31 protein-coding genes and 1 pseudogene are annotated in these 23,364 nt (G+C 58.2%); 10 read left to right on the top strand and 22 right to left on the bottom strand.

All coding sequences use genetic code 11. The features are described from left to right. The 3 genes from G442_RS26320 to G442_RS0117645 form a co-directional block, all read left to right on the top strand. Positions 1-286: DDE-type integrase/transposase/recombinase (locus tag G442_RS26320; RefSeq protein ID WP_154660414.1), on the top strand; the 286-nt coding region annotated here is incomplete at its 5' end. A 41-nt stretch (positions 287-327) separates the two neighbouring features. Beyond that, the gene (locus tag G442_RS25370) at positions 328-984 is read left to right on the top strand and encodes a hypothetical protein (protein ID WP_154660413.1); all 657 of its coding nucleotides are present in this window, start codon (positions 328-330) and stop codon (positions 982-984) included. A 516-nt stretch (positions 985-1,500) separates the two neighbouring features. After that, positions 1,501-1,938, top strand: coding sequence for a hypothetical protein (locus G442_RS0117645; protein WP_146882669.1), 438 nt, complete (start codon positions 1,501-1,503; stop codon positions 1,936-1,938). Here the strand turns inward: G442_RS0117645 and G442_RS26600 are convergent, their stop codons facing one another. The 5 genes from G442_RS26600 to G442_RS0117620 all read right to left on the bottom strand — a co-directional run bounded on the left by G442_RS26600 (position 1,939) and on the right by G442_RS0117620 (position 4,960). Further along, positions 1,939-2,358, bottom strand: coding sequence for a D-Ala-D-Ala carboxypeptidase family metallohydrolase (locus G442_RS26600; RefSeq protein WP_371863425.1), 420 nt, complete (start codon positions 2,356-2,358; stop codon positions 1,939-1,941). It lies immediately after the preceding gene. Positions 2,359-2,764: 406 nt separating this feature from the next. Continuing rightward, the gene (locus G442_RS25365) at positions 2,765-2,938 is read right to left on the bottom strand and encodes a hypothetical protein (RefSeq protein ID WP_154660412.1); all 174 of its coding nucleotides are present in this window, start codon (positions 2,936-2,938) and stop codon (positions 2,765-2,767) included. Then, positions 2,935-4,185: an AAA family ATPase gene (locus G442_RS23180; RefSeq protein WP_026399041.1), complete on the bottom strand. Its 1,251-nt coding sequence runs from the start codon at positions 4,183-4,185 to the stop codon at positions 2,935-2,937. The genes G442_RS25365 and G442_RS23180 overlap by 4 nt, the downstream gene beginning before the upstream one ends. A 189-nt stretch (positions 4,186-4,374) precedes the next feature. Next, entirely contained in the window at positions 4,375-4,686 is a 312-nt protein-coding gene (locus G442_RS0117625) for a CcdB family protein (protein WP_026399040.1), read from the bottom strand. A 4-nt stretch (positions 4,687-4,690) separates the two neighbouring features. Next, positions 4,691-4,960, bottom strand: coding sequence for a type II toxin-antitoxin system CcdA family antitoxin (locus G442_RS0117620; RefSeq protein ID WP_026399039.1), 270 nt, complete (start codon positions 4,958-4,960; stop codon positions 4,691-4,693). Between the two features lie 41 nt (positions 4,961-5,001). On the opposite strand from G442_RS0117620, the gene G442_RS24125 reads away from it, so the two are divergent. Further along, positions 5,002-6,003, top strand: a complete 1,002-nt coding sequence (locus G442_RS24125; protein WP_084440692.1) for a Fic/DOC family protein — start codon at positions 5,002-5,004, stop codon at positions 6,001-6,003. Positions 6,004-6,084: 81 nt separating this feature from the next. Here the strand turns inward: G442_RS24125 and G442_RS0117610 are convergent, their stop codons facing one another. The 3 genes from G442_RS0117610 to G442_RS0117600 are packed head-to-tail and all read right to left on the bottom strand — an operon-like array spanning position 6,085 to position 7,081. Next, positions 6,085-6,498: a hypothetical protein gene (locus G442_RS0117610; protein ID WP_026399038.1), complete on the bottom strand. Its 414-nt coding sequence runs from the start codon at positions 6,496-6,498 to the stop codon at positions 6,085-6,087. 9 nt (positions 6,499-6,507) lie between these two features. After that, positions 6,508-6,837 (bottom strand): endoribonuclease MazF, encoded by a 330-nt coding sequence (gene mazF, locus G442_RS0117605; protein WP_026399037.1) that lies wholly within the window; start codon positions 6,835-6,837, stop codon positions 6,508-6,510. 1 nt (position 6,838) lies between these two features. Beyond that, positions 6,839-7,081 (bottom strand): AbrB/MazE/SpoVT family DNA-binding domain-containing protein, encoded by a 243-nt coding sequence (locus G442_RS0117600; RefSeq protein ID WP_026399036.1) that lies wholly within the window; start codon positions 7,079-7,081, stop codon positions 6,839-6,841. Between the two features lie 176 nt (positions 7,082-7,257). Between G442_RS0117600 and G442_RS0117595 the strand changes: the two genes are divergently transcribed. Then, complete coding sequence (locus G442_RS0117595; protein ID WP_026399035.1) at positions 7,258-7,734, top strand: DUF2778 domain-containing protein; 477 nt, start codon at positions 7,258-7,260, stop codon at positions 7,732-7,734. A gap of 256 nt (positions 7,735-7,990) precedes the next feature. Here the strand turns inward: G442_RS0117595 and G442_RS0117590 are convergent, their stop codons facing one another. The 5 genes from G442_RS0117590 to G442_RS0117570 all read right to left on the bottom strand — a co-directional run bounded on the left by G442_RS0117590 (position 7,991) and on the right by G442_RS0117570 (position 11,140). Next, complete coding sequence (locus G442_RS0117590; protein ID WP_246789524.1) at positions 7,991-9,100, bottom strand: hypothetical protein; 1,110 nt, start codon at positions 9,098-9,100, stop codon at positions 7,991-7,993. Next, on the bottom strand, positions 9,097-9,444 hold the full coding sequence (locus tag G442_RS23170) for a type II toxin-antitoxin system PemK/MazF family toxin (protein ID WP_051292498.1): 348 nt from the start codon (positions 9,442-9,444) through the stop codon (positions 9,097-9,099). Before G442_RS23170 ends, G442_RS0117590 begins: the two co-directional genes overlap by 4 nt. Beyond that, positions 9,445-9,681, bottom strand: a complete 237-nt coding sequence (locus tag G442_RS0117580) for a hypothetical protein (protein ID WP_211229169.1) — start codon at positions 9,679-9,681, stop codon at positions 9,445-9,447. A 45-nt stretch (positions 9,682-9,726) separates the two neighbouring features. Next, positions 9,727-9,969, bottom strand: coding sequence for a type II toxin-antitoxin system RelB/DinJ family antitoxin (locus G442_RS0117575; protein WP_026399032.1), 243 nt, complete (start codon positions 9,967-9,969; stop codon positions 9,727-9,729). A 520-nt stretch (positions 9,970-10,489) separates the two neighbouring features. Further along, a complete protein-coding gene (locus tag G442_RS0117570) occupies positions 10,490-11,140 on the bottom strand; it encodes a TetR/AcrR family transcriptional regulator (protein WP_246789523.1) in 651 nt (216 codons plus the stop codon). Between the two features lie 28 nt (positions 11,141-11,168). Between G442_RS0117570 and G442_RS0117565 the strand changes: the two genes are divergently transcribed. After that, on the top strand, positions 11,169-11,570 hold the full coding sequence (locus G442_RS0117565) for a nuclear transport factor 2 family protein (RefSeq protein WP_026399030.1): 402 nt from the start codon (positions 11,169-11,171) through the stop codon (positions 11,568-11,570). A gap of 141 nt (positions 11,571-11,711) precedes the next feature. On the opposite strand, the gene G442_RS0117560 is transcribed toward G442_RS0117565, so the two are convergent. Then, a complete protein-coding gene (locus G442_RS0117560) occupies positions 11,712-12,566 on the bottom strand; it encodes an NADPH-dependent F420 reductase (RefSeq protein ID WP_281285524.1) in 855 nt (284 codons plus the stop codon). Positions 12,567-12,625: 59 nt separating this feature from the next. Here G442_RS0117560 and G442_RS0117555 point away from each other — a divergent pair, with 59 nt between their 5' ends. After that, positions 12,626-13,036, top strand: a complete 411-nt coding sequence (locus tag G442_RS0117555) for a winged helix-turn-helix transcriptional regulator (RefSeq protein ID WP_026399028.1) — start codon at positions 12,626-12,628, stop codon at positions 13,034-13,036. 605 nt (positions 13,037-13,641) lie between these two features. On the opposite strand, the gene G442_RS0117550 is transcribed toward G442_RS0117555, so the two are convergent. Beyond that, positions 13,642-14,235 carry an FMN-dependent NADH-azoreductase gene (locus G442_RS0117550; protein WP_026399027.1) on the bottom strand — a complete coding sequence of 198 codons (594 nt, stop codon included), beginning with the start codon at positions 14,233-14,235 and terminating at the stop codon, positions 13,642-13,644. 178 nt (positions 14,236-14,413) lie between these two features. Here G442_RS0117550 and G442_RS0117545 point away from each other — a divergent pair, with 178 nt between their 5' ends. Continuing rightward, a complete protein-coding gene (locus G442_RS0117545) occupies positions 14,414-14,758 on the top strand; it encodes a winged helix-turn-helix transcriptional regulator (protein ID WP_026399026.1) in 345 nt (114 codons plus the stop codon). Between the two features lie 214 nt (positions 14,759-14,972). Here G442_RS0117545 and G442_RS0117540 read toward each other — a convergent pair whose 3' ends face one another. The 7 genes and pseudogenes from G442_RS0117540 to G442_RS23155 all read right to left on the bottom strand — a co-directional run bounded on the left by G442_RS0117540 (position 14,973) and on the right by G442_RS23155 (position 20,812). Further along, positions 14,973-16,334 carry an ISNCY family transposase gene (locus G442_RS0117540; RefSeq protein ID WP_146882703.1) on the bottom strand — a complete coding sequence of 454 codons (1,362 nt, stop codon included), beginning with the start codon at positions 16,332-16,334 and terminating at the stop codon, positions 14,973-14,975. 105 nt (positions 16,335-16,439) lie between these two features. Next, entirely contained in the window at positions 16,440-17,156 is a 717-nt protein-coding gene (locus G442_RS24120) for an IS30 family transposase (RefSeq protein WP_246789528.1), read from the bottom strand. Between the two features lie 10 nt (positions 17,157-17,166). Further along, positions 17,167-17,490 carry a helix-turn-helix domain-containing protein gene (locus tag G442_RS24115; protein WP_051292496.1) on the bottom strand — a complete coding sequence of 108 codons (324 nt, stop codon included), beginning with the start codon at positions 17,488-17,490 and terminating at the stop codon, positions 17,167-17,169. Between the two features lie 171 nt (positions 17,491-17,661). Further along, on the bottom strand, positions 17,662-18,174 hold the full coding sequence (locus tag G442_RS0117530) for a hypothetical protein (protein ID WP_026399024.1): 513 nt from the start codon (positions 18,172-18,174) through the stop codon (positions 17,662-17,664). A 527-nt stretch (positions 18,175-18,701) separates the two neighbouring features. Further along, entirely contained in the window at positions 18,702-19,256 is a 555-nt protein-coding gene (locus G442_RS26310) for a transposase (protein WP_246789522.1), read from the bottom strand. 66 nt (positions 19,257-19,322) lie between these two features. Beyond that, positions 19,323-19,661, bottom strand: a complete 339-nt coding sequence (locus G442_RS26305) for an IS110 family transposase (RefSeq protein WP_246789521.1) — start codon at positions 19,659-19,661, stop codon at positions 19,323-19,325. Between the two features lie 170 nt (positions 19,662-19,831). Continuing rightward, positions 19,832-20,812 (bottom strand): annotated as a pseudogene (locus tag G442_RS23155) (IS481 family transposase). Positions 20,813-21,110: 298 nt separating this feature from the next. Between G442_RS23155 and G442_RS0117515 the strand changes: the two are divergent. Next, positions 21,111-22,199 (top strand): LLM class flavin-dependent oxidoreductase, encoded by a 1,089-nt coding sequence (locus G442_RS0117515; RefSeq protein ID WP_026399023.1) that lies wholly within the window; start codon positions 21,111-21,113, stop codon positions 22,197-22,199. 190 nt (positions 22,200-22,389) lie between these two features. Beyond that, positions 22,390-23,217 carry an NADPH-dependent oxidoreductase gene (locus G442_RS0117510; RefSeq protein WP_035376875.1) on the top strand — a complete coding sequence of 276 codons (828 nt, stop codon included), beginning with the start codon at positions 22,390-22,392 and terminating at the stop codon, positions 23,215-23,217. Positions 23,218-23,364 lie beyond the last annotated feature (147 nt).

The raw sequence follows: 23,364 nt of genomic DNA, 5'->3' as shown, positions 1-23,364 counted from the left end.
GAAATCGTATGGGGCGGCCCGGCGCCAGGTCATGCCGGGTGTGGAGCACCGCTCTCACAAGGGGCTGAACAACAGGGCGGAGAATTCACATCTGCCCTTGCGAAAGCGTGAGCGCGTCATGCAAAAATTCCGGTCCCCGGGAGGCTGCCAGCGTTTCGTCTCCGTCTTCTCCGCCGTCCGTAACCTCTTCGTCGCGCCCCGCTCCATCGACAACGCCCTCTCCCGGCACATCCGGCGGGTCAGGGCATTTGCCCAATGGAATAGCGCCACCGCGCTCCCCGCCTGAAAACGTCAGGACAGCGGGTAACTCAAAAAGCCAAAGTTAACGTGACAGCACCTGGGAACCAGCAGGTCACCTTGCTCCACATGGCGCACCTTGCGCGCAACGCGGGACACGACTTCGAGCTAAGCCGTATCGATCATGACCTGTGGAACAGGGCGTCCGCGAAGGCGGCGGCCAATGACGAACGCCTCATGTCCCACGCCATCGCGACGCTGTTTCCGGAAGTTCGGACGATGACGCCGGATCAGGCGCGGCGAGAAGTTCTTGAATTGCGCGCGCCGGCGCTGGGGGAGATCAGCGAGCGGATCGACGCCCTGCAGGCGGCGGTAAAAACGGGCGCGGGCGGCGGTCTTGTAACGCGGGAACTCAGGGGCCTGCGGGAAGAAAAGTCTGCGTTGGAAAACGACAGGCAGGTCGGAGCGATCCTGCAGCGCATCGACCAGGCGCAGAAGGCGGGCGTCACCGAATTTCAGGTGCTGCCGGGCCGCAACGGATCCGCGCAGGACGCGGTCTACGCGATCGGCCGGGCCGTCACGCGTGCGACAGATCTCGCTGAGGATCTGCGCGCCGCTCACGCGGCGGAATCAGGGATATCCGGTGCTACGTCGCGCTTCGATCGCGCCAGTCACAAACTCTCCGGTCCGGAACGCGGAGCCGACGCTCAAGCGGGAACAAGATCTTCGGGACCAAGGATCGGCTGACAGGCCGGTGCGCATGTTAGGGATGGCGGTGGTTTATAGGCCGCCGCGATCCCCGCGTAGGGAGGTATGATGTGTAGATACGTGGGAATGATGCTTAGATGTGGGGCGAACGGCTGGATGTGATGAGAGGCTGACGAATACGGCCGAAATGATTGCAAACAGCATCGCCCCTATAAACAATTTTGTCGCTCGACGTCGACGATAGGCGCGATACTCCGCACGACACAGTCGGTCGAATTCGTTCCTTGGCAACCACCCTTTTCGTAGTTTTGCAGGATCTACAAGCGACCCAAAAAACTGACTGTCGCGAAATCCGCTTCGCATGTTGGCGTCAACTCCTAAGTCGCAGGTTCCTAAAGATCTTCTTGAAGCTCTTGAAGCGTTGTCAGGCGCTTTTGCATCATATGAGCGGGTAAGCATACCTACCTCAAGCGCAGGGTAGAGCAGGAGGGCGGCGATATCCGCCAAATATCGACATCAAGAGCGTGCCACAGACCATCGTCTCGACGCTCGGGTGTGTCTTCCGTTACAGTGATTACCACGCGCGTCGCCTTGTCTTCTACCTTCGACGCCCGCAAAGATTGGGATGTATCGGCCTACATGAAGAAGTTAGCCATTTTGACTGTTATGCTGGTCTCCTGTGCTCATGCGTCAGCTCAGGAAAAGAGATGGCCATTTCCCATCACCCGCGAAGACGGCCACGATACCGGCAATCTGGTGTGTGGCACGAAGTCAGACTATCAGGACTTTTTCCGCAAGCCGGTTTCCGAGCAGACGATGTATACGGTGAATCGGGATTTTTTCGCATCCGGTCGCTGCTACACGCTGATGAGCGACTGGGACGTGAGCATAGCACGCGAGAAAAATTCTGAAGATTACATCGTAAAATACACAATTGCGACCAAGCGCCACGGGACCATTACAGCCTATGGCGCAGGCATTGAGGACGAGTAATCAGGGCGCGACGTAAGGCGTATAGGCGCTGTATGTTTTCCCCTTAAAGAGCCCCTCAACCACGTAGCCCATGAAAGGCCGTGATCGTCTGAAGACATGATCCGGGGGGACATACCCTATATGGACATGATGCCCTTCAGTCTTTGTGCCAGGTCCATGCAGAATGATCTGCCACCTGAAAGCGGCTCCGGTCTCCTGGCCGAAAATCTCCTGCCGCGCGGCGATCAGCAGTTCGAAGAGCTGCTCAGGCGTCTTTCCGGCGACGGAAACATCCGCCGCCTCATTCAGTAAATGGAGACTTTCCTTCGCGCCCCCGTTGGGGACAAAGTCACGGTCACCGCTGATTACCGTTACATCACCGAATCTGTCTGCAATGGCCTGAACAACCTTCAAGAGACGAGGGTCGGATATCCGACCCATCCGTTTCATCGATGGACTCCACTTGTATGTGATAGTTCCCACGGCCTGGCTCACTCTGTTTCTCAAGCGCAAATTACGGCGCGACGTTCCTTTAGCACTCCCTGGTTCCGTTCGTCACACGCCTCATGACGGCCACGGTGTGGGCTACGGCCCGGTCGAGGGGTGCTGTGGTCGCCGTCGCTGGAAAAAGCAGCGCGGGCAGGAGGTGTCAGGCGTAATTCGCGGCGACGGGGGATCGGCTGGTCGTTCACGCGTAAACGGGGAGTTGGGCTGTGAGCAAGTCCCTTGTCAGTTCTGTTCTCCTGCGTTCGGAAAAATTGGAAGGTAGGAAAACTACGGTAATCTATCCCGTAAGCTGATCGCGGCATGTGTCTCACGATCAGTATAAATGATATTGAGCGGCACCTTATTGGATGACACTTTTTGCATGATGCCCATGCACGGCGATCAAAAGTGCGAGAATCCCCAGAATGAGCGCGTAGCGAAACGCCTCGTCCTGCTTGAATGCGACAGGAAGCGCCTCTTTAAGCCGTTCAGCAAAAGATCGGGCTTCCAAAGGGGGATGGTTGTCTTCATTCATTCGCGCTCTCCTCTTCTGACAGCGTCTTCTATGTCGATTGCGTCGATCGTGTGCAGGGCTTCCTGATTGCGGGCTTTCAGAGCCATGACGCGCTCGGCGTGCGATTCTCTTGTTCTCTCCCACAGCGTTCTCACTTCTCGCCCGTTGCCAAAATGGGCACCTCCTTGGCGAATGAGTTCTTGGCACGCGGGAAAGACGGCAAGAGCGGCGTCTTCACTCAGAAGGAAACCTTCCTTTGTGGCATGGCCAACGTAAATCTGGGCCAATTCCTCGACAGCATAGTCTGGAAATTCGATGGTGCGCGTAAATCGCGATTTGAGACCCGGATTGGCAGAGAGAAATCGCTCCATTTCGGTCGTATAGCCTGCGACGATGACACATATGCGGTCGCGTCGATCTTCCATCAACTTGAGCAGAGTGTCGATCGCCTCAGCGCCGAAGTCATTCCCTGCGTTTTTCGGCGCCAGCGTATAAGCTTCGTCGATAAAGAGCACGCCATCCGTCGCCCGTGAGACGATCTCTTGGACCATAGGAGCAGTGTGACCAATATATTGACCGACGAGTTGAGAGCGATCTGCCTCGACCATATGGCCCCGACGCAAATATCCGTAATCATGCAGGATCTCGCCCATCAGGCGTGCCACAGTTGTCTTGCCGGTTCCCGGGTTCCCCAGAAACACACAATGAAGAGAAGGGACAGATGCCTTGAAGCCGGATTTCTCCCTCTCTTTTTCGAGTTCGAGCCGGCGCATCAACCGATGCACCTCATCCTTGACGGCTTTCAGACCGATCATATTATCAAGTTTCTCGATCGCTGTCGGGCCTTTTCGAAATGCGGCAGCCTTCAGCGTAGGCTTGGCTGGTCGAGGCGCAACATTCGGACGAGGTGAAGAGCAATTGTTTGCTTCCTGGTCGTCAGGTGGCTGATTATTTGAGGATGACGCATTGAACGCCCGGACGTTTTGTTCGCGGAGCAGCCTTTCCCGCTCAAGACGCGCTTCACTTTCCTGCCGATAGCGGTCGACCATCTCCTTCGCCTTGTTCCGACCGAAAGTCACCGCGCGTTCTGTGTACCGGGTCGCTTCTGGCGGTCCGTTCTCCATCACCAGCCACAGGCGATAGGCGGCGAAAACAAGCAATGCTGGGCCAATAATCCAGGCGAAACTCTGAAAAATCGACGAGATCCAGGACAGAGCGATGAGGATAAGAATAACAGCGGCCGAAACACGAATTAGATTGGCAGTCATGACAGCAACTCACCTGTTTCAGATCGGAGAGACATGATTTTTCTCGATTGTGTGTCGGTGAAGTTTGGATAAAGCGATGATAACGTAATTATATTTATACAATTTATTAGCCAAATATGTCAGCGATTGCTTCGCTGGTGGAGCGGTTCAAGGAACGAAAATGAGACGACTGAGGAAGTCCCGCGTCTCTCATGCTCTACTGACCAATTCGTCCAGCGTCCTGATGATTGCATCCTGATCGCGTTCGGGCAGGACGCCGACAGCGGCTCCAAGCCGAGCGGCGGGGACGGTCGCCAGGTCGAACGGGTTGGCGAAGACGGCCTCTCCCTCGACCTGCAGATGCGGCGTCAGCGGATGATCCGGCGGTGCGCTCCCGGATCGCCGGACGAGTGGCATGACAACGCGGCCTACACTGCGCTCCAGGCGACTGCTCTGGATCTGGATGACGAACGGGATGTCCCGGTTCCGGCCGGGATTCCGATAGATCGCGAATTGCGGCATCGGATCAGAGCGTCGAGAATTCGTCGCTCAGGAAGCCGTGCCGCGCGTGTATATCGTTCACCGCGTCGATCACGCCGTCGAGCTTGTGTTGTGCGTCCTCGTGTTGCTGCCGCGCGAAATGCAGGTAGTCGCCCAGCAGGGTCTCGACCGTGGCCGAAAGATTGGGCGTCACTTCCCGGACCTGCGCCAGCAGATCGGTGTTGAGCGACAGGTTGACCGGGCGGCGGGGCGCGCTGCGGTCATATGAAACGCCGAGGCTGGTGCGGCTGGCCATGATCCGACTCCTTATGCGCATATCGTGCGTACAAGAGGAGGATGCCGACGCCAGACCGCAATGCGCAAGTATTTTTTCGTTCCTGCTCGCCACAGTACGCCATGTATCTCAAGCGCTCGCTCTCCATGCCGCTCGTGACGGACACTCCGGCGAAATTCCGGGAGCTTCATCGGCATCTCTTCCAGGACGTTTATGACTGGGCCGGAAAATACCGGACAAGCGATCTGGTGGTCGACGGCCGCACAGGCGTCGCGCCCGAACGCGTGCCCCTCGCCATTACCGAACGGTTTCATCAGCTTGAGGCGATGGACGGCCTGCGCAATCTCTCGGCTGACCGGTTCGCGAACGCGGCTGCGACGCATATCGCTGGTTTGCAGGAGATCCTTCCCTTCCGGCACGGGAACCAGCAGGTCACCTTGCTCCACATGGCGCACCTTGCGCGCAACGCGGGACACGACTTCGAGCTGAGCCGTATCGATCATGACCTGTGGACCAGGGCGTCCGCGAAGGCGGCCGTCAATGACGAACGGCTCATGTCCCACGCCATCGCGACGCTGTTTCCGGAAGTCCGGACGATGACGCCGGATCAGGCGCGGCGAGAAGTTCTTGAATTGCGCGCGCCGGCGCTGGGGGAGATCAGCGACCGGATCGACGCCCTGCAGGCTGCGGTGAAGACGGGTGCGGGCGGCGGTCTTGTAACGCGGGAGCTCAGGGGCCTGCGGGAAGAAAAGTCTGCGTTGGAAAACGACAGGCAGGTCGGGGCGATCCTGCAGCGCATCGACCAGGCGCAGAAGGCGGGCGCCGCCGAATTTCAGGTGCTGCCGGGCCGCAACGGATCCGCGCAGGACGCGGTCTACGCGATCGGCCGGGCCGTCACGCGTGCGACGGAACTGGCTGAGGATCTGCGCGCCGCTCACACTCGGGAGGCCGATATATCCTCTGGCCAATTACGTTTCGATCGCGCCAGCCTCAAACTCTCCGGTCCAGAACGCGGAGCAGACGCACGAGCAGAAACAAGATCTTCGGGACCAAGGGTCGGCTGACGACATCGAAGGCTCTGAGCACAGAAACGCGCTCAAAGCCTCCCAAACCGATTTTCGGGCGTTTCTTCGGTCGTCTGCTTGTCAGGGCGCAAGAATATGCCCATCGGGAAAGCGCACAGGACCGGTGAAAAGGGAAAGTGTCGGGTGGCCTCTATTTGACATTGATTGATCAAATCCGGGGGATGTCCCGGACAGCGGCTTCGGCGTCTGAATAATGAGCCGCCCATTGTGTCGCCACGCTTTGACCCCTGAAATCTTCGGTAGTTCCTGTGGAGAGACCTCAACCGCGCCGTCTGGAATGACGTCGTCTGAGAACATTTGAAGCTCGATCTCAGCCGAGGGAATGGTCGCGGCAGCTCTTGCAGTGTGGTTCAATGCCAGAACAGACAGCATGCTTAACGCGACTGTAGTCTTGAATCGAAATATCGAAAGCCGACTTGCAATATTTACGCGTCGCTCGCCCGTAGTAGCATTGATCGTCTTGTTGTCAGTCATCTGGCCCTCCTATTTCCCGATCAGTGCGCGGGCCTTGGCCCGGATGTCTGTGAGTTCTGATTCCGAAACGCGCCCCTTCCGCTTGGCGCCTCGCGCTCGCCAGTCGAGCGACTTCACCTGATCAGCGAGAACGGCGCTCTGGCGATCGTTGTCGATGGCCACCTCAAATGGGTAGCCTTTTCGCCTGGTGGTAAGCGGGCAACATAAAAGCAGGCCGATGCGGTTGTAGCTTGCCGGCGACAGGACGACTGCGGGGCGATGACCCGCCTGCTCATGGCCCGCCTGGGGCGAGAATTCGAGCCAGATGATGTCGCCGGCGTCAGGCACATATGCCGCCATCTCAGAGGCGTTCCTGGCCGACCGGCGAGCCAAATTCGACTTCCGCATGGATATTGTCCGCCGTGATGCCCGAAAGCAGCTCTGTCAGGTCATATTCGGCTTGCCTGACCGGCTCAATAACCACGCGTCCGCTTTCCTCGCGAACATCGACCGGCTGGTCCAGCTTCAGGCCTGCAGCGGCCATCACGGAGGCGGGGATGCGGATGGATGCGCTATTTCCCCATTTTTTCACGACGGCTCTCATATTTGACCTCAAGTATCAACTGCGTCGATACTAATCTCCTGCGATTCAGCGTGTCAACGTCGTATCGACATTGGAGGCGACTCTCCGCGCCGAGAGGTCCTGAACGGTTCGGTCGACTTCATATGGGTGCTATCATGTGTGATTGGGGTAATAACCGCTCTTGAGAAGGACATAGAATGGCTGCCCGTTGCGGCTTCACACTGAATGGGCGATCCATTTCCCAGCTCACCTGTGAGGGGTTTGGCGCGGTGCCAGCCTTCTCCGGATCGGGACGGTATATCAACGACCCTTCCGCTATCGGGGAGAAGGATAACGGCCCTATACCAACCGGAACATATTATATCCTGGCCAGACAGTCTGGCGGTCGATTGGGATTTCTTGAAGATGCGCTAAAAGACGCCCTGGCGGGCACGAAACGTCAGGACTGGTTCGCGCTATACAGAGATGACGGAAGTCTCGACGATACAACGACCATTAAGGGCCTGGTCCGTGGTGCATTCCGTCTGCATCCGGTCGGTTACTGGGGTATCAGCGAAGGATGTGTCACGTTACCCAGTGTCACGTCTTTCTACCGTTTGAGGGAATTTCTTCTTTCCCAACGTCCCGAGACAGCCAATGGGATCATTTACTATGGAGTTTTAACAGTAAAATGAGGGGGCTGATAACCGTTTTACTTTCTGTATTTATTTATATTTCAATGGGCAGGATTACTCATGATTATTTCGCCGGACCGGCAAGATCATGGGGTATACTTTGGCCAGTTTTTCGTCTGAACGAATATCTCTCGCTTGGTCTCAGTCAAGCATCTATCATAGTCACGACGATGCTGTTGCTCAGCCTTTTGCTTTCTCTGGTCATTGTTTCTATTGTTTCCGCAGTATTGCGATCACTTCGAAGGCAGCCTCTGGTTTAGGTTCGGCCGATCGTCGCACGCATGATGGCCTCGGCGTGGGCTATGGCCTTCTCGAGGTCTTCATAATCGATTGGCGGCAGCCTGAACGTGGGGTCGCCAGGGACCAGCTCACACGATTCAGCCGTTTCGACATCTTCGCCTGCACTTCTCCTCCCGGGTCTCCCCCGGCTGCGTCCGGGCAGCGGGCGCCGAGGCGGCTGGACCACGTGGCGTAACGGCTCGAGCCCCTTGAGGGCGAACAGGCGCCGCGCCTCGCGATGCGTAACCTCGACGATCAGACCCTCAGCCAGAAATTGCCCAAGGTAGATATGGGCCGCCTTGAGCGACATGCCGATCTCTTCGGAGATCCGCGTCGCCGACGCCATCGGGCAGGCGGCAAGGAGATCGATGACCCGGTCCGCCCGAGAGTTCTTTCTCCGCGCGCCCGATCGGGAGCGAGCCAGACGCCATTGACGCTCCAGTGCGCTCATCCGCCCACTGACCGCGGTCGCCTCTTCAGCCAGACAGGACAGGAACATCGGGAGCCATTGATCCGGTTTCCACGGCGCATCCGGCGCGAAGGCGCGGGCGCCGACGAGGGGGAGCGGAGAATGGAGAACATTCGCCCGGCCCCAGTGCTGGACGAGAGCCCCGCGCATCGGCGATCGGCCGCGTCCGTCCTCGATCCAGCGATGGAACGCTTTCGCAGCTCCAAGAAGCGGACCATCTACCGCACTGGCATCGGCGATCCACGAAAGCGCGGCGTCGATCTCGGCGCGTTGTATGGACGTGGGACGCGCCATCCACTGATACTGATCGAAGGCTGCACGAGCGGCATCGACAGATGTGCCGCGCTCGTATGCGTCGTTCCCCAGACGGACGGGACGCAACCCCTCCAGCTCGGCCGCGAGACGCCATGGATCGATGAGATGGCCGTCAACAGCGGCGCAGGCTCTCGACGCTTCCAGACGTTCGCGGAACAGGACTGCCGGCAGCAACGGGTGATTGTGCAGACGCTCGTCCAGACGTCCCAGCGCCAGAGCCGTCTGCGTGAGCGATGGCGCAAGCGAATATGCGCCTGGAGATTTCGCCGTAACCCCTCTCCTGCCAGATCCTGGCAGGGTCAACACCCGCTTTCACATAAGCTAAAACCGAAGACCCCGTAAAAAGTCTCACTTTGAGCGTTCAGCCAGTCGATCGGCGCGGAACCAAGTTGGCCAGCAATAACGGTTGGTGAAATCGTCGCGAGTTTGTCAAAGCGAACGACCGAAGGAACTTTGAGGCCGGTACCAACTAGGACATCGAGTGGAACCATATCCGGACCGGACCGCGGAACAGATGTGATGAAGGCGACAATCAGGTCCAGCCTCCTGTCGTTATCGCGGGATATGACCAAAGCGGGACGGCGTTTGTCGGAAGACAGGTCCGTGAAGGGAAAGCGAGTGAGGATGATGCTGCCGAAAGCGTACATTCAAGTCGGACGATTCACGATATCTGCGTCCGTATAAAGGTCAGGCTCCACTTTCAGCCAGTCGAATGCGCCACCGGCGGCTGCAATGGACGTCATATCGGGACCGTCGTCATGTATGTGGATCACGGCGTGAATTTGCGCCTGTGCCGGAACTCCGCGCCTTGCCAGCTCCTCTGCGAGGCGATCCGCCTGCGTATCGATCGTAATTGCGTGCATCCGTAAATCCTCCGGAAACATGGGACTGTCATCTTAGCTTATGGAGATCGACCGCGATATATCGGTTTACAGATCGTCCAGATGAACCCGGATGGAGGGAAGCGGCGACGTCAGCCGTTCGCGTGCGACCGCCAGCAAATCCTGATCGTCTTCCGTCAAGATATGGCTTTTCACGGGAAGCCGACCGGTTTCGACGACATATTCGAAAGTCTGGCGAATGAGCTCTGAGGGCGTGACGCCCAGTTCGGCCAGTCGGCGATAAGCCGCTGTTTTCAGCGTGTCGTCGATCCGCAGGTTGATGCTGGCCATGGGGATTCTCCGTTGATGATCACGCCCTTATAGCGCCTTTACGTTTGTAAAGACAACACCACATAACTTACCTTAAAACGACGTTAGGTTCAGACTGCGTCTTTTTCCGGAAATCAGCCCCTTCCCCGACCCTACTTCCGATAATCACACTTGTCGGAAGTAGGTGACGCGCCGCAAAAACCGTGCGAAATGTAAGCTTCCAGTAAAAGTGATACAGCTCAAGCGCTTAACTCTTTGCTCAATCGTTTCCTATGCGTTCTAACCTTGAGCCTGGCAAATCTACCCGCTAACACACCATTGTTGCAACCGGATAGAAATGACCGCTTCAACGCCGGATAGAAATGTCCTCTTTCGCGTGTCCATCGTGTTGTGAGGGCTGTGGAGCCGTAGGCGGAACAGACCTCACAACACGGGACGCCCAGCTATTTTAGGGGCGCTCGGAAAGGAGACGGGCTGGTTCCGCCTTTCCTTTCGGACGTTGAGACGATCGCTCTGCGCTCCACAAAGCAGACATGATCGATCACGTGCGTACGAGTATTTTATAGTCAGATTCTGTAATGTTCATTGCCATGTAGGCGCGTTTGGTCTGGGCTTCCCTGATCGTGTCCAGCGACAGCCCGTTTGCGAGCATGTCCTCAATTAGGTCGATATGCAGGGCTGCCAGAAGAGCGTGGGCGTTATAGAGGGCCGCACCCTCCGGCGGCGAGCCCGTCCCTTCCTCGATGAACCTCGCGGTCACCCCAAGCATCCAGCGATAATGCGGCGATTGCAGAATGCCCGGACCGAATTCGAGCGCCCGGATCAGGTGCCGGTTGTCGAGCTTGAACGTCAAGATCAGGTCAAGAAACGCTGCAAGACGCTGTTGCGGTAAGGTATCTTGCCGGAAAGGAGCCGCACCACTCTCCACGCTTGCCCGTAGAGCTTCGATCTTTGTGGCCCAGAGAGCGTCGAGCAATCCCGCGCGACTACCGAACGCGCGGAACAGTGTTCCCTTCCCGACACTGCATGCCGCCGCGATGGCATCCATGGTCACACGTTCAGGCCCATCAGCCTGTGCAAAGAGGATATCGGCGGCCTCAAGCATGCGGATCGTGGCGGTCGGCGGCCGTCCGCGACGAACAACTTGATTTTCGGACTTGTGGTCCGATATATAATGTAAATCTGGACTCATGGTCCGGAAATCATATCAAGGAAGCACCATGTCACCAACATCCGAACTGCCAGACTGGCTCGAAAATGCACTGGACGCACTTCGCGCAGGTGATATCGCGGGCTGGATGGCGATCTACGCAGCCGACGCATGCCATGAATTTCCGTTCGCGCCCGAGGGCGCCCCGCGTAAGCTGATCGGACGGGACGCCATTGCGGCCTATATGGCCCATCTGCCATCTATAATCCGGTTCGGCGCGCTGAGAGACATTCGCGTCCGTAGCGCTGGCAACGAACTGATTGTTGAGGCAACGGGCCATCATGAACGAGTTGTCGACGATAGCACAAAGAGCTTGTCCTACGTCTGGTTCATCGAAAGGCGTGGCGCGAAGGTCACTCGGATACGCGACTATATGAACCCGCTTCAGCTTGCAGCGATTGTCTCAGACTGAATGGCACAAGCTGGCATGGCGTCCCCCGAAGACTAACGGTCGGAACGAACGGCTTAAATGGGGCTGCTCTCGCCTTCTCTTCGAAGGTGTTCATCGCCCTTGTTGTTTCCCGAAAGCGGACGCGCGAGAGGCGGTGCCTTCTTAAGATCGATGGCGCAGAACGGTTATGCCCAGCCTGAGAAGCGCAGCCCATGTTGCAGGCTTCCATTTATCCAGCCCTACGAACAATCTCGCTACACGAACCAGTTGATCTGATGGATAATCGGACGGTAATTTTGCCATCAATCGCACACTCTTATCGCGATTGCGTATGGCGGCCTGTCGGTCGGCGCGATGTAAAAGATCGCGCAGTTCGTCTATCGTTGGATCCGTGCAGTAGGCGGGCTGCCCGGGTTGCTGGCGCCATGATTCGGCGATGGTTCCGGCGTCAAATGGCGTGAAGCCAATTGCATCGACGATTGTCATGATGGTGCGACGGGATTCGGGATCATCTCCTGACACAGGCAGCGCAATGCGACCGGCAATCCCTGCCGATCCACCACGGTGCGCCAGATGGTCCGCGATGATGTTGTTGAATGCCTTGATGACAGGGCGACCAAATTGATTGGCGACCCAATCTGATTCCACCTGTCCCGCGTCAATGGCTGCGATGCGTCCGTCCCGGGCAGGATAATAATTATTGGCATCCACCACGACGGCGTGTGCTGCCAGGTGCGCCAAGACGGATGCTGGCAGATTAGGCACGTGACACAGGGGAATAGCAATTATCAGGATGTCGGCACCCATTGCGATGCCGGCCATATCGCAGGCGAGTGCACCGGTGCGGCGGGTGAAGTCTGACAGGCTTTCCTTGCCCCGCGAATTCGCGACGGCAACCCGATATCCGGCCTTCGTGAGCGTGCCCGCTAGGGCAGACCCAACATGACCAGCACCGATAATAGCAATCTGCATGGCTTGAGTTCCCTTTCGTAACCATTGCTGGTTACGAAAATATATTCAAGGATCGGTGTCGCAAGACGGCACGTTGCAGTGCCTCGGTTACTCGGGAGGAACCCATGTCGGAACAGAGCATATCACCCCGACCGCTGACGAAAGACGAAACCGTGCGTGCTGGCGCGGCCGGATCATGTAACCAGCACGAAGTTTTGACCCGCCTTGGCGATAAATGGACGATTATGGTGATGCTACAGCTTGCTGCGGTACCAGGCCAGCGCATGCGTTTTTCCGCCCTCAAGCGAAAAGTGGCCGGAATTTCACAAAGAATGCTGACCGTTACCCTGCGGATGTTGGAACGCAACGGATTGGTGATCCGCCATTATTTCGCCGAAGTGCCACTACGCGTGGAGTATGAGTTGAGCCCTTTGGGGCATAGTCTGGTGCCGATGCTAGAGAATTTTTCGGCATGGATCGCCGCAAACTGGCAGGATATGGAAGATGCGCGCCTGCAGCATGATCGCGAGGCCTGATGTTGGGTGCTAGATGTCGGCATTCACCCTCCTAAGCGCCATGTCAGCTGTACGACCGCAATTGGTCGAGTTGCTGGATGACATGCGAATGGACTGTTCGTGCATGAGCAGACCTTCAAACGCCAGTCGCTGAATGTCTCGGGCTGGTCGACGGCTGCCATGAAGCGGAACATCGCGAATGACCGCTTTCTGCTAATTTTTTCCGATAGCCGACAAGCTGCTTACCCCCTGATCCGCCTGTCCGCTCACTGATACAGAAGCGGACAGGCTGTAGTCGCCTCAACTCGGTCGTTCGAGCATTTATGGTGGTTGCCCGACAGCGGACACGACTAAGCGAACCATGATAGACCGTGTTTGAGATAAAACAGTCATTCAGGCACAATCCGCTGAACGACGGCTACCGCGAAATCCGGTCGTTCGTGTTTCAAGGGTCTTCGTGGGGCTGGACAAAACGAAGCCGAAAAGTTGGTTGGACGTGCTGCTTTTTGGCGTAACGCTTCTACGGTCTTCGCGATAGGGATGACCCGGCCTTGCGACGCCGCCCGCCTGCTGTTTCGCAGGAAACCGCTTTATAACTCAGAACGGACAGGCCGCGAGGGCGAAGATCAGGCGAGCATTTTGGCCGCCGCCAGCGCGCTCTCGAGCGACGCTAAGCCCGCGACGGGATCGGCCTGCGCTTCAGCGCGAACCACTTCCACGTCGTTTATCCCGATAAAGCCAAAGATCGTGCGCAGATAAGGGATCGCCAAATCCATCGCAGCGGCGGGACCCACGCCATAAACACCGCCGCTCGCCATGAAAGCGATGACCTTCTTGCCGGCGGGAAGAAGCCCTACGGGGCCGTTGGCACCGTAGGCAAAAGTACGATGCGAACGAACGACATAATCCGACCATGCCTTCAGCGTTGAAGAAATCATGAAATTATAGAATGCCACTCCGATGACGATTATATCGGCCTGCTCCAGTTCGACGATCAGTTCTTCGGCCAGAGCAGCATGCTCGTCAGTGCCTTCGGCCAATCCCAACTGGACGGGGATGAGTTCTGCCGGAAGATGCGGAACAGGCTGTGCCGCGAGATCGCGGACCTTGATGGTGACGTCCGGCTGCTGGGCCTTGAGCGCACCCAGATAAGCGTCGACGAGAGTGCGGCTCGCGGAATCAGAACCGCGCAGACTGGTTTGCAAGACAAGAATATGCATTGGGTATATACTTCCTATAGTGCCCGGCACGGTGCTTCCTCGCCGCATGGTGCGTCCGACAAGACATCCGATCGCCTCCTAGCGATATATTTCCGATTGTTTCCCTTGGAAACCTTATAACTATGGGTTACCTTCCGTTTATGGTTACCAATCGGAAACCGAACGAAGGACATTGCCGATGGTGCTCAAACAGAGAGCGAAGGTCCAAGCGCTTCCAGGCTGCCCGATGTCAAAATGCATGGGACTGCTCGGTGGATTGTGGACGCCCGAATTGATTTGGGCACTCAATGACGGGGCACGTCGGTTTTCGGAATTGCGGCGCGATTGCCCGTTCATTTCGGCCAAGGTGATCACAAGTCGCTTGCGCGATCTCGAGCAGCGAGGCGTTCTCAGCCGACGCGTGATGCCCACATCGCCACCTACTGTCGAATATGACCTGACGCCGCTCGGCCGTGAGTTGCTCCCTGCGATTAAATCGATCGTCGAAGTGGGATCACGCTTGTTGTTGCGCGATAAACACTGATCCGCGCCTTCAGGAGATGGAAAAGAAGGCTGACGCACAAACCGCAACATGAACTCGGATGGCTGCGGATGTCCGATCCAGACGTTCCTGCCTTTGCTCGCGGACGCCTTAGTCTGGTCGGTAGCCGCAATAAACAGGCCGGCTGCGAATGGCAGCTTCCTGTCATCCCTCCCCAAGAACCGACCTTCCGCCCCCCCCCCCCAAAAGCTGCGGTTCAGGACGGTTTCTTGCGCCGGGGCGAGTCAGGTTTGCGGCCGGGTTTTACCCCTGTGCGCACATAGTCGCCTTTCTCGCTGCTGGTCTTCACGCGCGGCGAGGGACGTGGCGTGGCCTGCATCTCGGCCGCCCAGGCCAGCGCCTCGCTCAGCCGCTTGTTCTCCACGATCGCGCCCTGTTCGACGCGCTGATCCTTGTCGAACACACGATGGGGCAGGGAGACGCCCTGATGACGGATCTCCAGTCGGCCGTCCACGAAATCGAATATCTCTACATATTTCCCGATCAGTCCCTCGGTGAGCGCGTTGCGCTCGAGGATCAGCAGGCGGCGTTTCCACGACAGGCTGAGCTGACGCCCGACATAGCGCATCTCCCGACGGCACAGCACGTCGCGCAGGCTCTCGCGCGAGAGGGCGACGGCCCGATGGGCGTTCTCGGGACGGGCGGGCGGAACAGAGAACCTGGCGTTGAACCGCTCGACGAACCCTGGCAGGAACGCGTTGGCCTGGTCCATCGTCGTCAGGCCCTCGAGCGCCAGCTCCATGACCAGCCGATCCTGCAGCGTCCGGTTGGCCCGCTCCACGCGGCCCTTGGCCTGCGAGCTGTTGGCGCACAGCATCTCGACGTTCAGCTCCGCCAGGGCCCGGCCAAACTGCGTCAGGCCCTGACCGCCCGTGGCGTCAGCTTTGGCCACGCGAAAGATGGAATGCCTCTCTGAATAGAAGGCGGTCGGGCGTCCATGCTCCTCAAGGTAAAGCTCCAGCGCCTCGAAATAGCTGTCCGTACTCTCGCTGCGCACGAACAGCAGGGTCATCAGCCGGCTTGTGGCGTCGTCGACGAACACCAGCAGCGTGCAGGACGAGCGATCAGGGCCAAACCAGCGATGGTCCGCCCCGTCGATCTGCACCAGTTCGCCCAGCCTTTCCCGGCGGATCCGGCTCTGGTGGAAGTTCTTGCGCTGCGAGCGCGTCAGCCACAGACCGTCCGCGTGCATCCAGCCGCGCAGCGTCTCACGCGGAACCACAAGCCCGTGGCGCTCCAGCAGGGTCTCGGACGCAAGCGTCGGCCCATACGAGGGATAATGCACGCGCAACAGCGCCAGCACCCAGGCGCGAAGACTCTCCGGCCTGCGGTGGTTGGACGGGCGTCCGCGTCCGCCATGCGCAAGCCCGCCGGCGCCGCGATCACGAAGGCGCTCCAGCAGGCGACGCGTCTGGCGCGTCGTTATCCCCAAAAGATCAGCCGCCGACGCCGTCGTGCGGGATCCGCACAGCACCTCGGCCAGTACGCCAACCCGGCGCAGGTCTCGATCGTCCATCAGCACCAGTCCCATGTCCGGCCTCCCGAACCGCACAACCATGGCGAGGCCAGACTACCACCTCAAAGCGGCAGGGAGGACATTTCTATTCGGCTCAAAGCGGACATTTTAATCCGGCGCTGCGGGTTCAAGCTGAAGTGCGCCACGTCATGGGAATGCAGGCCCTGGGGGCGCTGCGGAGCCGTAAGGCGGAGCGGCGCCCCCAGGGCTGACGCTTTCGATGAGCCGATCCATCGCCTCTGCTGGCGTGAGGTATCCGAGGCATTTGCGCGGCGTGGCGTTCATCCGGGCCTCGATGGCCCTGAGAGCCGAGGGGCCGATCGAGGGCAGAAGAGTGTCCATCGGCAGAAACTGACGCAGCCTGCCGTTCATGTTCTCGACGGATCCTTTCTGCCAGGGCGAGCGGGGATCGCAGAACCAGACCGTCATGCCGGTCGTCTTCTCTGTCGCCGTAAAGGTTACGAATTCCGAGCCCTGATCGCAGGTGACGGACTGGCGCAGCGGGGCAGGGAGATGGGCTGTCAGCGCCTGCATGGCGCGGGCGACGCCGCGCGACGCCCGGTCCTCAAGGCGCGCGAGCCGAACAAACCGGGTGGTCCGCTCGACGAGCGTCATGACATTACGCTGGCCGTTGAGGGCGGCGCGAAACATCACCAGATCCGCCTCCCAATGGCCCGCAATCCGCCGTGCGGCAATGTCCTGCGGTCGCCGGGCGATCCGACGCTCTGGCGGTATCCTCATGCCACGGCTGCGTCTTTGATGACGTCGCCAGCGTTTGACGTGGTGACGACGCAGCTTCTTCCACAACTGGCGTTCGCGCATATCGCGGCAGTAGATCCAGCGATAAACCGTCTCAGGCGACAGCCGGACGCTCTCATGCCGCAGCCGCCCGCAAATCTGCTCGGGCGACCACAGATAGGGACAGGCCGTCAGTCACGCGTGCAGCCAGAGCGGGTTCGCGGACCAGCCGCATCGTCGCGCTGCGCCGCCGGCGGGCCGCGTGTTCGGCCGTGACCGGCCAGTAGCCATACAGATCGATCTCGTCGCTGCGATGCGCATTGCGGCATGATTCGCGCGAAATCGTGCTGTGGTGGCGGCCCAGACGCCGCGCAATCTCACGAACCCCGACTTTCTGATCCTTCAGAAGGGCGATCGTCCGCCGATCCGATAGCGTCAGGTGGCTATACTCTCGAGCCAATCTCCGGACCCCTTATCCAAAAGCACCGGAGATTATCCCCAATGGTGCACTTCAGATTAGAATCCACCCGCGTACACACATGTGTCGCATAATCTTTATTATGCCAACTAAAAAAACTAAAAACCGCAGACGCACAGTCTAGGATCGATCCTCACCAGTTACCTGCAACGCTCAGGTCACCTCCCACTCCGCGATATCGGCGAGAGTGCGCGAGACGGCCTTGAGCGCCATGCGCGGCATGTCACGAACCGTAAAGACGCACCCTTCGTCGACCAAAAGCATGAAAGAACCCGTCGGCCCGTCCTCAATACGCGGACGTCCGACGGTAAACTTCACTCCACGGCCTGGCACGGCGACAGGTCTGCCGCCAGGCCGACGGGATGCGATCTGGCGCCCGCACATCCATATATCGCTCCCAAAGGTCCGCCATAGCGTCGCTTCATGGAACTTCGGTCTGACTGTCACGCGCAGCGTCACAGTGTCGATCAGCGCGCTTGCGGTTCCGTCGACGCCCCACAACGTGTGGCATAACCCTCGCAGTGCGTTCTCCTGATCAGCGTCAAACAGCCAGCCTGTCTCCTTGCCTCGAAACCTCCCGCCCAGACGGCGCGCCTGCGCAGAGAGCTCCGGATGATACGGCGCCTGCAACGCGATATGCGAGCCCGTAACCGTAAGAAGCGTCATCACAAGAACTCCCGCGAAACCGTGATCTGGCATAATTCTAGTACGCGCGATTCTTCAGGTACAGAAGAAAATAAAGGGAAGTTTCATTCTCCCACGTCCTTGTGATCCTTCTCTCTACTGCGCCCAGGCAAAGTTCAGGCTATAGACTGTGGCAGGCAGGAAAGGTTGCTCCTGTTTTTTGGACAGGGCGATACCAGCCCTTCGACAGTGGCGAGCCCCTGACTGGTCACGGCGGCCGGACGCCAACGAGGAAGACAGGTCGGGAGCGGGGTTGCCTGTGACAACATCGACGGTGTTGGCGGACCCGCCGTTGACGGCTGCTATCTCCTCACGAGAAAGCCGTCTGGAGAGACGTCAAGACGTGGCGTCATCACAGGAGACCTACCGGATCACACAGAAACCGTTGATCTTCTTCCGCGCATCCGCGTTAACCCCCCCCTGTAATCGCTCCTTGCCGTCGACAAATTCCGGACTGTTTCCGGCGCTGCTCCAAAGGCTTCGAAACCTTCTTAGCCTAGCAACTGTGTTTAAACGACGGGGCTAATGCGCCACGGCAGGCCTGTTTTCGGGACAGCATTTGCGATTGTGACGAGACGCCGCGCAATCGCGATGATGACTAGTTTATGTGGCTTGCCCCGCTGTTTCATGCGCTTTGCCACAGCTTTCAGAACCGGATTATGACATGAAGCTGCCAATCCGGCCTGAAACAGGACATGGCGGAGAGATCTCCGGCCCCCTGAAATGACACGTTTCCCGCGCATCGCGCCGCTATCGTGAGACATTGGTGCAAGTCCGGTCATGGCAGCGGCTTCGGTCGCTGTCATACGGCCGAGTTCTGGCATTTCTGCGAGAAGCATGGCGATTGATACCGGGCCGATACCGGGGATGGAACGGAGAAGTTCTGCTTTGGCAGAGAGTTCTTTGCCCTGTGCAATGACTCCTTCAATCCGTTGTTTGAGCTCGCTGATCTGGCTCTCAAGAAATGCTTTGAGACTGCTGTCCATATCCTCCAGTTCAGCGCTCACACCCTGCTTGCGACGCGCCGAAATCTGGGCAGAAAGCCGTTTACGCGCGTCTACCATCTGAGCTCTGCGAACCGTTAATGCCCGGAGAAGCTGAAGTTTTTCATCTGGCAGTGCTCGGCCGGCCTATGGGCGGACAACCATGAAGCGCGCAATCAGTTCCGCGTCGATCTGGTCGGTCTTCGCTCTCTTCCCCATGGAGAATGCGAAAGCCTTGATTTGTGCTGGTGGCAACTGGACCGCATTGATCCCCATACTTATGAGAACACGCCAGAGTGCCCATTCCTGTCCGCCTGTGGCTTCAAACCCAACCTTGAGACCGTCAGGCATACTCTGAAGGGTTTCCAGTAATCTGGCATAGCCATCAGGTGAATTTTGCAAACGGAATCTCTGTTTTCCGGGCAGACAGAAGCCATCAAGCCAGTCTCGGGACACATCTATTCCGATGATGGTTTCCGCAGACATATCACTCTCTCTTTCTTATGTTCGCGGTCCCGGAACCGGGCCGCCGTCAACTGTTCGAGACGGTGAAGAGAGGCGAGATCAGCCTGCTAGAAAACGTGGTCAGGCTACCAGATGTTAAGCGCTGTATCTCACCTCCTGAACGACCCTGGCCAGGGTCGTTCAGGAGGTCATCATAACTGGCTGGAAACACATAAGGTGTTTAGTCCCGGGGTTTGATGGGTCGGGTTGATGATGAATCGATCTGGTTCTGAAGTCCATATTTTGCAGATGTATTCATAGGGCGTGAGACCGTTGAGGGTTTTGAGCCTTCGCCCGAAATTATCGGCTGCCATGAAGTCATTGAGGTGCGTCCTCAACTGCTCATGGCTGTCGTAATGAAAGCGTTTGACAGTTGCTTCCTTGATCGTGCGGTTCATTCGCTCGACCTGACCATTGGTCCAGGGGTGATTGGGTTTTGTCAGGCGATGCTCGATCCCGTTAGCCTCGCAGATCATGTCGAAACGCATGGAACGTGACCATGCGGTGCCCCGGTTACGGGGCTGTTCGGCGAACTGGATGCCGTTGTCCGTCAAGATAGTATGAACCTGATAGGGGACGATGCGCAGAAGATATTCGAGAAATTCCCAAGCCGTTCGTCTGTTGGCTTTGTCCACAAGCTGCGTCACTGCAAACTTGCTCGTGCGGTCTATGGCGACGAAAAGATAAAGCTTTCCTTCGGCAGTCTGAACTTAGGCAATATCGAGGCGAAAGAACCCGATCGGATAGCGCTTGAAGTGCTGCCGTTTTGGCTTGTCTCCTTCGACATCAGGCAGACGTGAAATCCCGTGACGCTGAAGACAGCGATGCAGCGCTGAGCGTGTCAGATGCGGAATGGTGGCCTGCAACGCATAAAGGCAATCGTCCAACGGCAGTAAGGTATGCCGACGAAAGGCCACGATCATCGCTTCGTCAGTCTCGGACAGAACCGTTGAACGCGGCTCTTTGGGACCTGTCTTCTGATCCTCGACAGTCTGACGCTTCCGCCACTTCGCCACCGTTTTCGGATTGATCCCAAACGCCTCGCTCAGCGCCGCGAGCGAAGCCTGCGATCGCTGTATTGCTGCTCGCACGGCGTGCGTGGTCGTGGCGCTGCCATGACGTATCTGTCCCATAAGGCATCCTTCCACTCACGTGAAAATATCACACCATCAAACCACGGGACTAAACACAAAGATCTCGCTGGCTCCCGTGGGGGTGGCAAGACGGAAAAAGAACTCTTGAATCGAGACGATACAAGGTGCGCGGTTCAGGCTCCAATGTCAGACACATTGATCGCATCCACAAAATCGACGATCAACGCACACTCAATCGATAACCTCCGCCGCACACAGGCGTGAACTTTTCTCGCGTGACGGACATCGGGCGACCGGACCATGGTGACGGTCATTTCGTTTGATCGGAGCCCTGCCCATGTCCGTCAATTTCATTGGTTACATAGGATTTAACAACACGTCTGAAATTCATGGCGGCGTAAGGAGCCGTGCGCTCGACCTCGGCTACATTCAGGATGCGTTGAAAGCGCAGGAGGAGGGAGGCTTCGACCGGGTCTTGATTCCATTCGGTTCTTCCTCCCCGGAAAGCCAGATCGTGGCGGCCTATGGCGCGGCGTTGACTTCTCGCCTCGGATTTCTGGTCGCGCACCGTCCCGGCTTCACCCAACCTACTCTCGCCGCACGCCAACTCGCCACTTTGGACCAGTTGTCGAACGGGCGCGTCGCCGTCCATATCATCACCGGCGGCGCGGACGAGGAGATGGCGAAAGACGGGGACGTCGGAACCACCAAAGCCGAGCGATACGCCCGCAGCGACGAATATCTCGAAATAGTGCGCAAAGAGTGGTCTTCGGCGAAGCCATTTGATCACGACGGCAAATTCTACCACATCCGGCGTGCCGCGAGCGAGGTGCGTCCTGATAACCTGCCGGTGTTCTTTGGCGGAACGTCACCCGAAGCCATCGACGTCGCGGGACGCCACGCGGACGTTTACGCCACCTGGGGTGAAACACTTGACGCCACGCGGGAGGTCGTGTCGCGAGTCAGAGCTTCGGCCGCGCGGTACGGGCGTTCGATCGGTTTCTCTCTTTCGTTGCGGCCAGTTATCGCGGAGACGGAAGATGCGGCCTGGAAGCGCGCGAAAGAGATCGAGGACCTGGTGCGCGCGAACCGGGAGCAGCAGGGGCTTGCGGTATCTGGACACCGCCCGCCGAATGATGGCTCTCGACGCCTGCTCGAGACCGCGTCTTACAATCGGCGCGACGCGCGGCTGTGGACAGGCGTCGCCGCCCTAACGGGCGCGGCTGGTAACTCCACCGGGCTTGTCGGGACGCCAGAACAGGTCGCGGACGGTCTAATTGAATATTATCGCTACGGGATAAACAATTTTTTAATTCGTGGCTTTGACCCTCTGGAAGACGCAAAACATTACGGAACGTTATTGATTCCGTTGGTGCGCGAACGTGTCGCGGCGCTGGAAGCCTCAGGAGAGCTTAAAGCCGGGTAGCATGCTGGATGGCCTATCCGCCCTCATGCCCGGCCTCTTATGGCGTTCCGTTCGCTCCACGGCGCTATTTTTTACCCGCATCTTTACCCCCCCCAAAGGATTTCGTTTGACCCAGACAACCTCTGAGGTCCCCCGTGACTGGCCGAGCCGGTGTCTGGCCTGTCGGTCATAAGATTCAAGGCAAAACTCCATGGCATTGAAGAATTTTTCTACGGCATGGCGTCAGCGGTACGGTGACGCCTCAGAAGCAGCGCCGACGGAGAGCGCAAACGCTCAGACGCTCAGTCTTCTGGAGCATCGCTCAGTGCGGTCCTTTCTGAACACGCCGCTGCCGCCTGGCGCCCTTGAAAAGGCAATAGCGGCGGCCCAGTCTGCGTCGTCTTCATCGAACCTGCAACCGTGGAGTGTCATAGCGGTTCGGGATCCGGAGCGGAAAGCAAGGCTGTCGAAACTGGCGAACGATCAGGTCCATATCAGAGATGCGCCGCTTCTTCTGGTGTGGATTGTCGACCTCGCGCGCCTTTCCCGGATCGCAAAGCGCGCCGGCGCTCCATCCGAAGCTCTGGATTACCTGGACTCCTACATCGTGGGACTCGTCGACGTCGCGCTCGCCGCCCAAAACGCTGTCGTGTCGCTCGAAGCAACAGGCCTAGGCGTGGTCTACATCGGCGCGCTGCGCAATAACGCAGAAGCCGTGGCGCGCGAACTTCATCTGCCGCCACAAACCGCCGTAGCTTTTGGTTTGACGGTCGGAACACCTGACCCGTCGCGCCCGACTTTTATCAAGCCCCGTCTTGCACAGTCTCAGGTTCTGCATCATGAACGTTACGGCGCTCCGAACGAAGAAGCTGCGGTCGCGCAGTATGACAAGGTTTTTTCGGACTTTCAGGAATCCCAGGGCCTGCCTGCACGAACTTGGACTTCCACCGTCTTGCAGCGTATCGAAAGTGTTGGGGCACTGCACGGGCGCGAGCAATTGCGTGACCTTCTGGCAAGGTGGAGCCTGCCTCTTAAGTAGCCACGCGTCGATGACGCGCCCGTCGACCATTTCGTACCAACGGTGCTGTCAGGGTGCTGTCACGTTAACTTTGGCTTTTTGAGTTACCCGCTGTCCTGACGTTTTCAGGCGGGGAGCGCGGTGGCGCTATTCCATTGGGCAAATGCC

It is taken from the genome of Acetobacter nitrogenifigens DSM 23921 = NBRC 105050 (assembly GCF_000429165.1).
Taxonomy (GTDB): domain Bacteria; phylum Pseudomonadota; class Alphaproteobacteria; order Acetobacterales; family Acetobacteraceae; genus Acetobacter; species Acetobacter nitrogenifigens.
This window is presented reverse-complemented; position numbering and strand designations above follow the sequence as displayed.

Excerpts from the sequence above, each read along its gene's own strand:
- G442_RS26600 (WP_371863425.1), bottom strand. The coding sequence starts at position 2,358 with ATGGGTCGGATATCCGACCCTCGTCTCTTGAAGGTTGTTCAGGCCATT.
- G442_RS25365 (WP_154660412.1), bottom strand. The coding sequence starts at position 2,938 with ATGAATGAAGACAACCATCCCCCTTTGGAAGCCCGATCTTTTGCTGAA.
- G442_RS23180 (WP_026399041.1), bottom strand. The coding sequence starts at position 4,185 with ATGACTGCCAATCTAATTCGTGTTTCGGCCGCTGTTATTCTTATCCTC.
- G442_RS0117625 (WP_026399040.1), bottom strand. The coding sequence starts at position 4,686 with ATGCCGCAATTCGCGATCTATCGGAATCCCGGCCGGAACCGGGACATC.
- G442_RS0117620 (WP_026399039.1), bottom strand. The coding sequence starts at position 4,960 with ATGGCCAGCCGCACCAGCCTCGGCGTTTCATATGACCGCAGCGCGCCC.
- G442_RS24125 (WP_084440692.1), top strand. The coding sequence starts at position 5,002 with ATGCCGACGCCAGACCGCAATGCGCAAGTATTTTTTCGTTCCTGCTCG.
- G442_RS0117610 (WP_026399038.1), bottom strand. The coding sequence starts at position 6,498 with ATGACTGACAACAAGACGATCAATGCTACTACGGGCGAGCGACGCGTA.
- mazF (WP_026399037.1), bottom strand. The coding sequence starts at position 6,837 with ATGGCGGCATATGTGCCTGACGCCGGCGACATCATCTGGCTCGAATTC.
- G442_RS0117600 (WP_026399036.1), bottom strand. The coding sequence starts at position 7,081 with ATGAGAGCCGTCGTGAAAAAATGGGGAAATAGCGCATCCATCCGCATC.
- G442_RS0117595 (WP_026399035.1), top strand. The coding sequence starts at position 7,258 with ATGGCTGCCCGTTGCGGCTTCACACTGAATGGGCGATCCATTTCCCAG.
- G442_RS23170 (WP_051292498.1), bottom strand. The coding sequence starts at position 9,444 with ATGTACGCTTTCGGCAGCATCATCCTCACTCGCTTTCCCTTCACGGAC.
- G442_RS0117580 (WP_211229169.1), bottom strand. The coding sequence starts at position 9,681 with ATGTTTCCGGAGGATTTACGGATGCACGCAATTACGATCGATACGCAG.
- G442_RS0117575 (WP_026399032.1), bottom strand. The coding sequence starts at position 9,969 with ATGGCCAGCATCAACCTGCGGATCGACGACACGCTGAAAACAGCGGCT.
- G442_RS0117570 (WP_246789523.1), bottom strand. The coding sequence starts at position 11,140 with ATGAGTCCAGATTTACATTATATATCGGACCACAAGTCCGAAAATCAA.
- G442_RS0117565 (WP_026399030.1), top strand. The coding sequence starts at position 11,169 with ATGTCACCAACATCCGAACTGCCAGACTGGCTCGAAAATGCACTGGAC.
- G442_RS0117555 (WP_026399028.1), top strand. The coding sequence starts at position 12,626 with ATGTCGGAACAGAGCATATCACCCCGACCGCTGACGAAAGACGAAACC.
- G442_RS0117550 (WP_026399027.1), bottom strand. The coding sequence starts at position 14,235 with ATGCATATTCTTGTCTTGCAAACCAGTCTGCGCGGTTCTGATTCCGCG.
- G442_RS0117545 (WP_026399026.1), top strand. The coding sequence starts at position 14,414 with ATGGTGCTCAAACAGAGAGCGAAGGTCCAAGCGCTTCCAGGCTGCCCG.
- G442_RS0117540 (WP_146882703.1), bottom strand. The coding sequence starts at position 16,334 with ATGGTTGTGCGGTTCGGGAGGCCGGACATGGGACTGGTGCTGATGGAC.
- G442_RS0117530 (WP_026399024.1), bottom strand. The coding sequence starts at position 18,174 with ATGACGCTTCTTACGGTTACGGGCTCGCATATCGCGTTGCAGGCGCCG.
- G442_RS26310 (WP_246789522.1), bottom strand. The coding sequence starts at position 19,256 with ATGGTAGACGCGCGTAAACGGCTTTCTGCCCAGATTTCGGCGCGTCGC.
- G442_RS26305 (WP_246789521.1), bottom strand. The coding sequence starts at position 19,661 with ATGTCTGCGGAAACCATCATCGGAATAGATGTGTCCCGAGACTGGCTT.
- G442_RS0117515 (WP_026399023.1), top strand. The coding sequence starts at position 21,111 with ATGTCCGTCAATTTCATTGGTTACATAGGATTTAACAACACGTCTGAA.
- G442_RS0117510 (WP_035376875.1), top strand. The coding sequence starts at position 22,390 with ATGGCATTGAAGAATTTTTCTACGGCATGGCGTCAGCGGTACGGTGAC.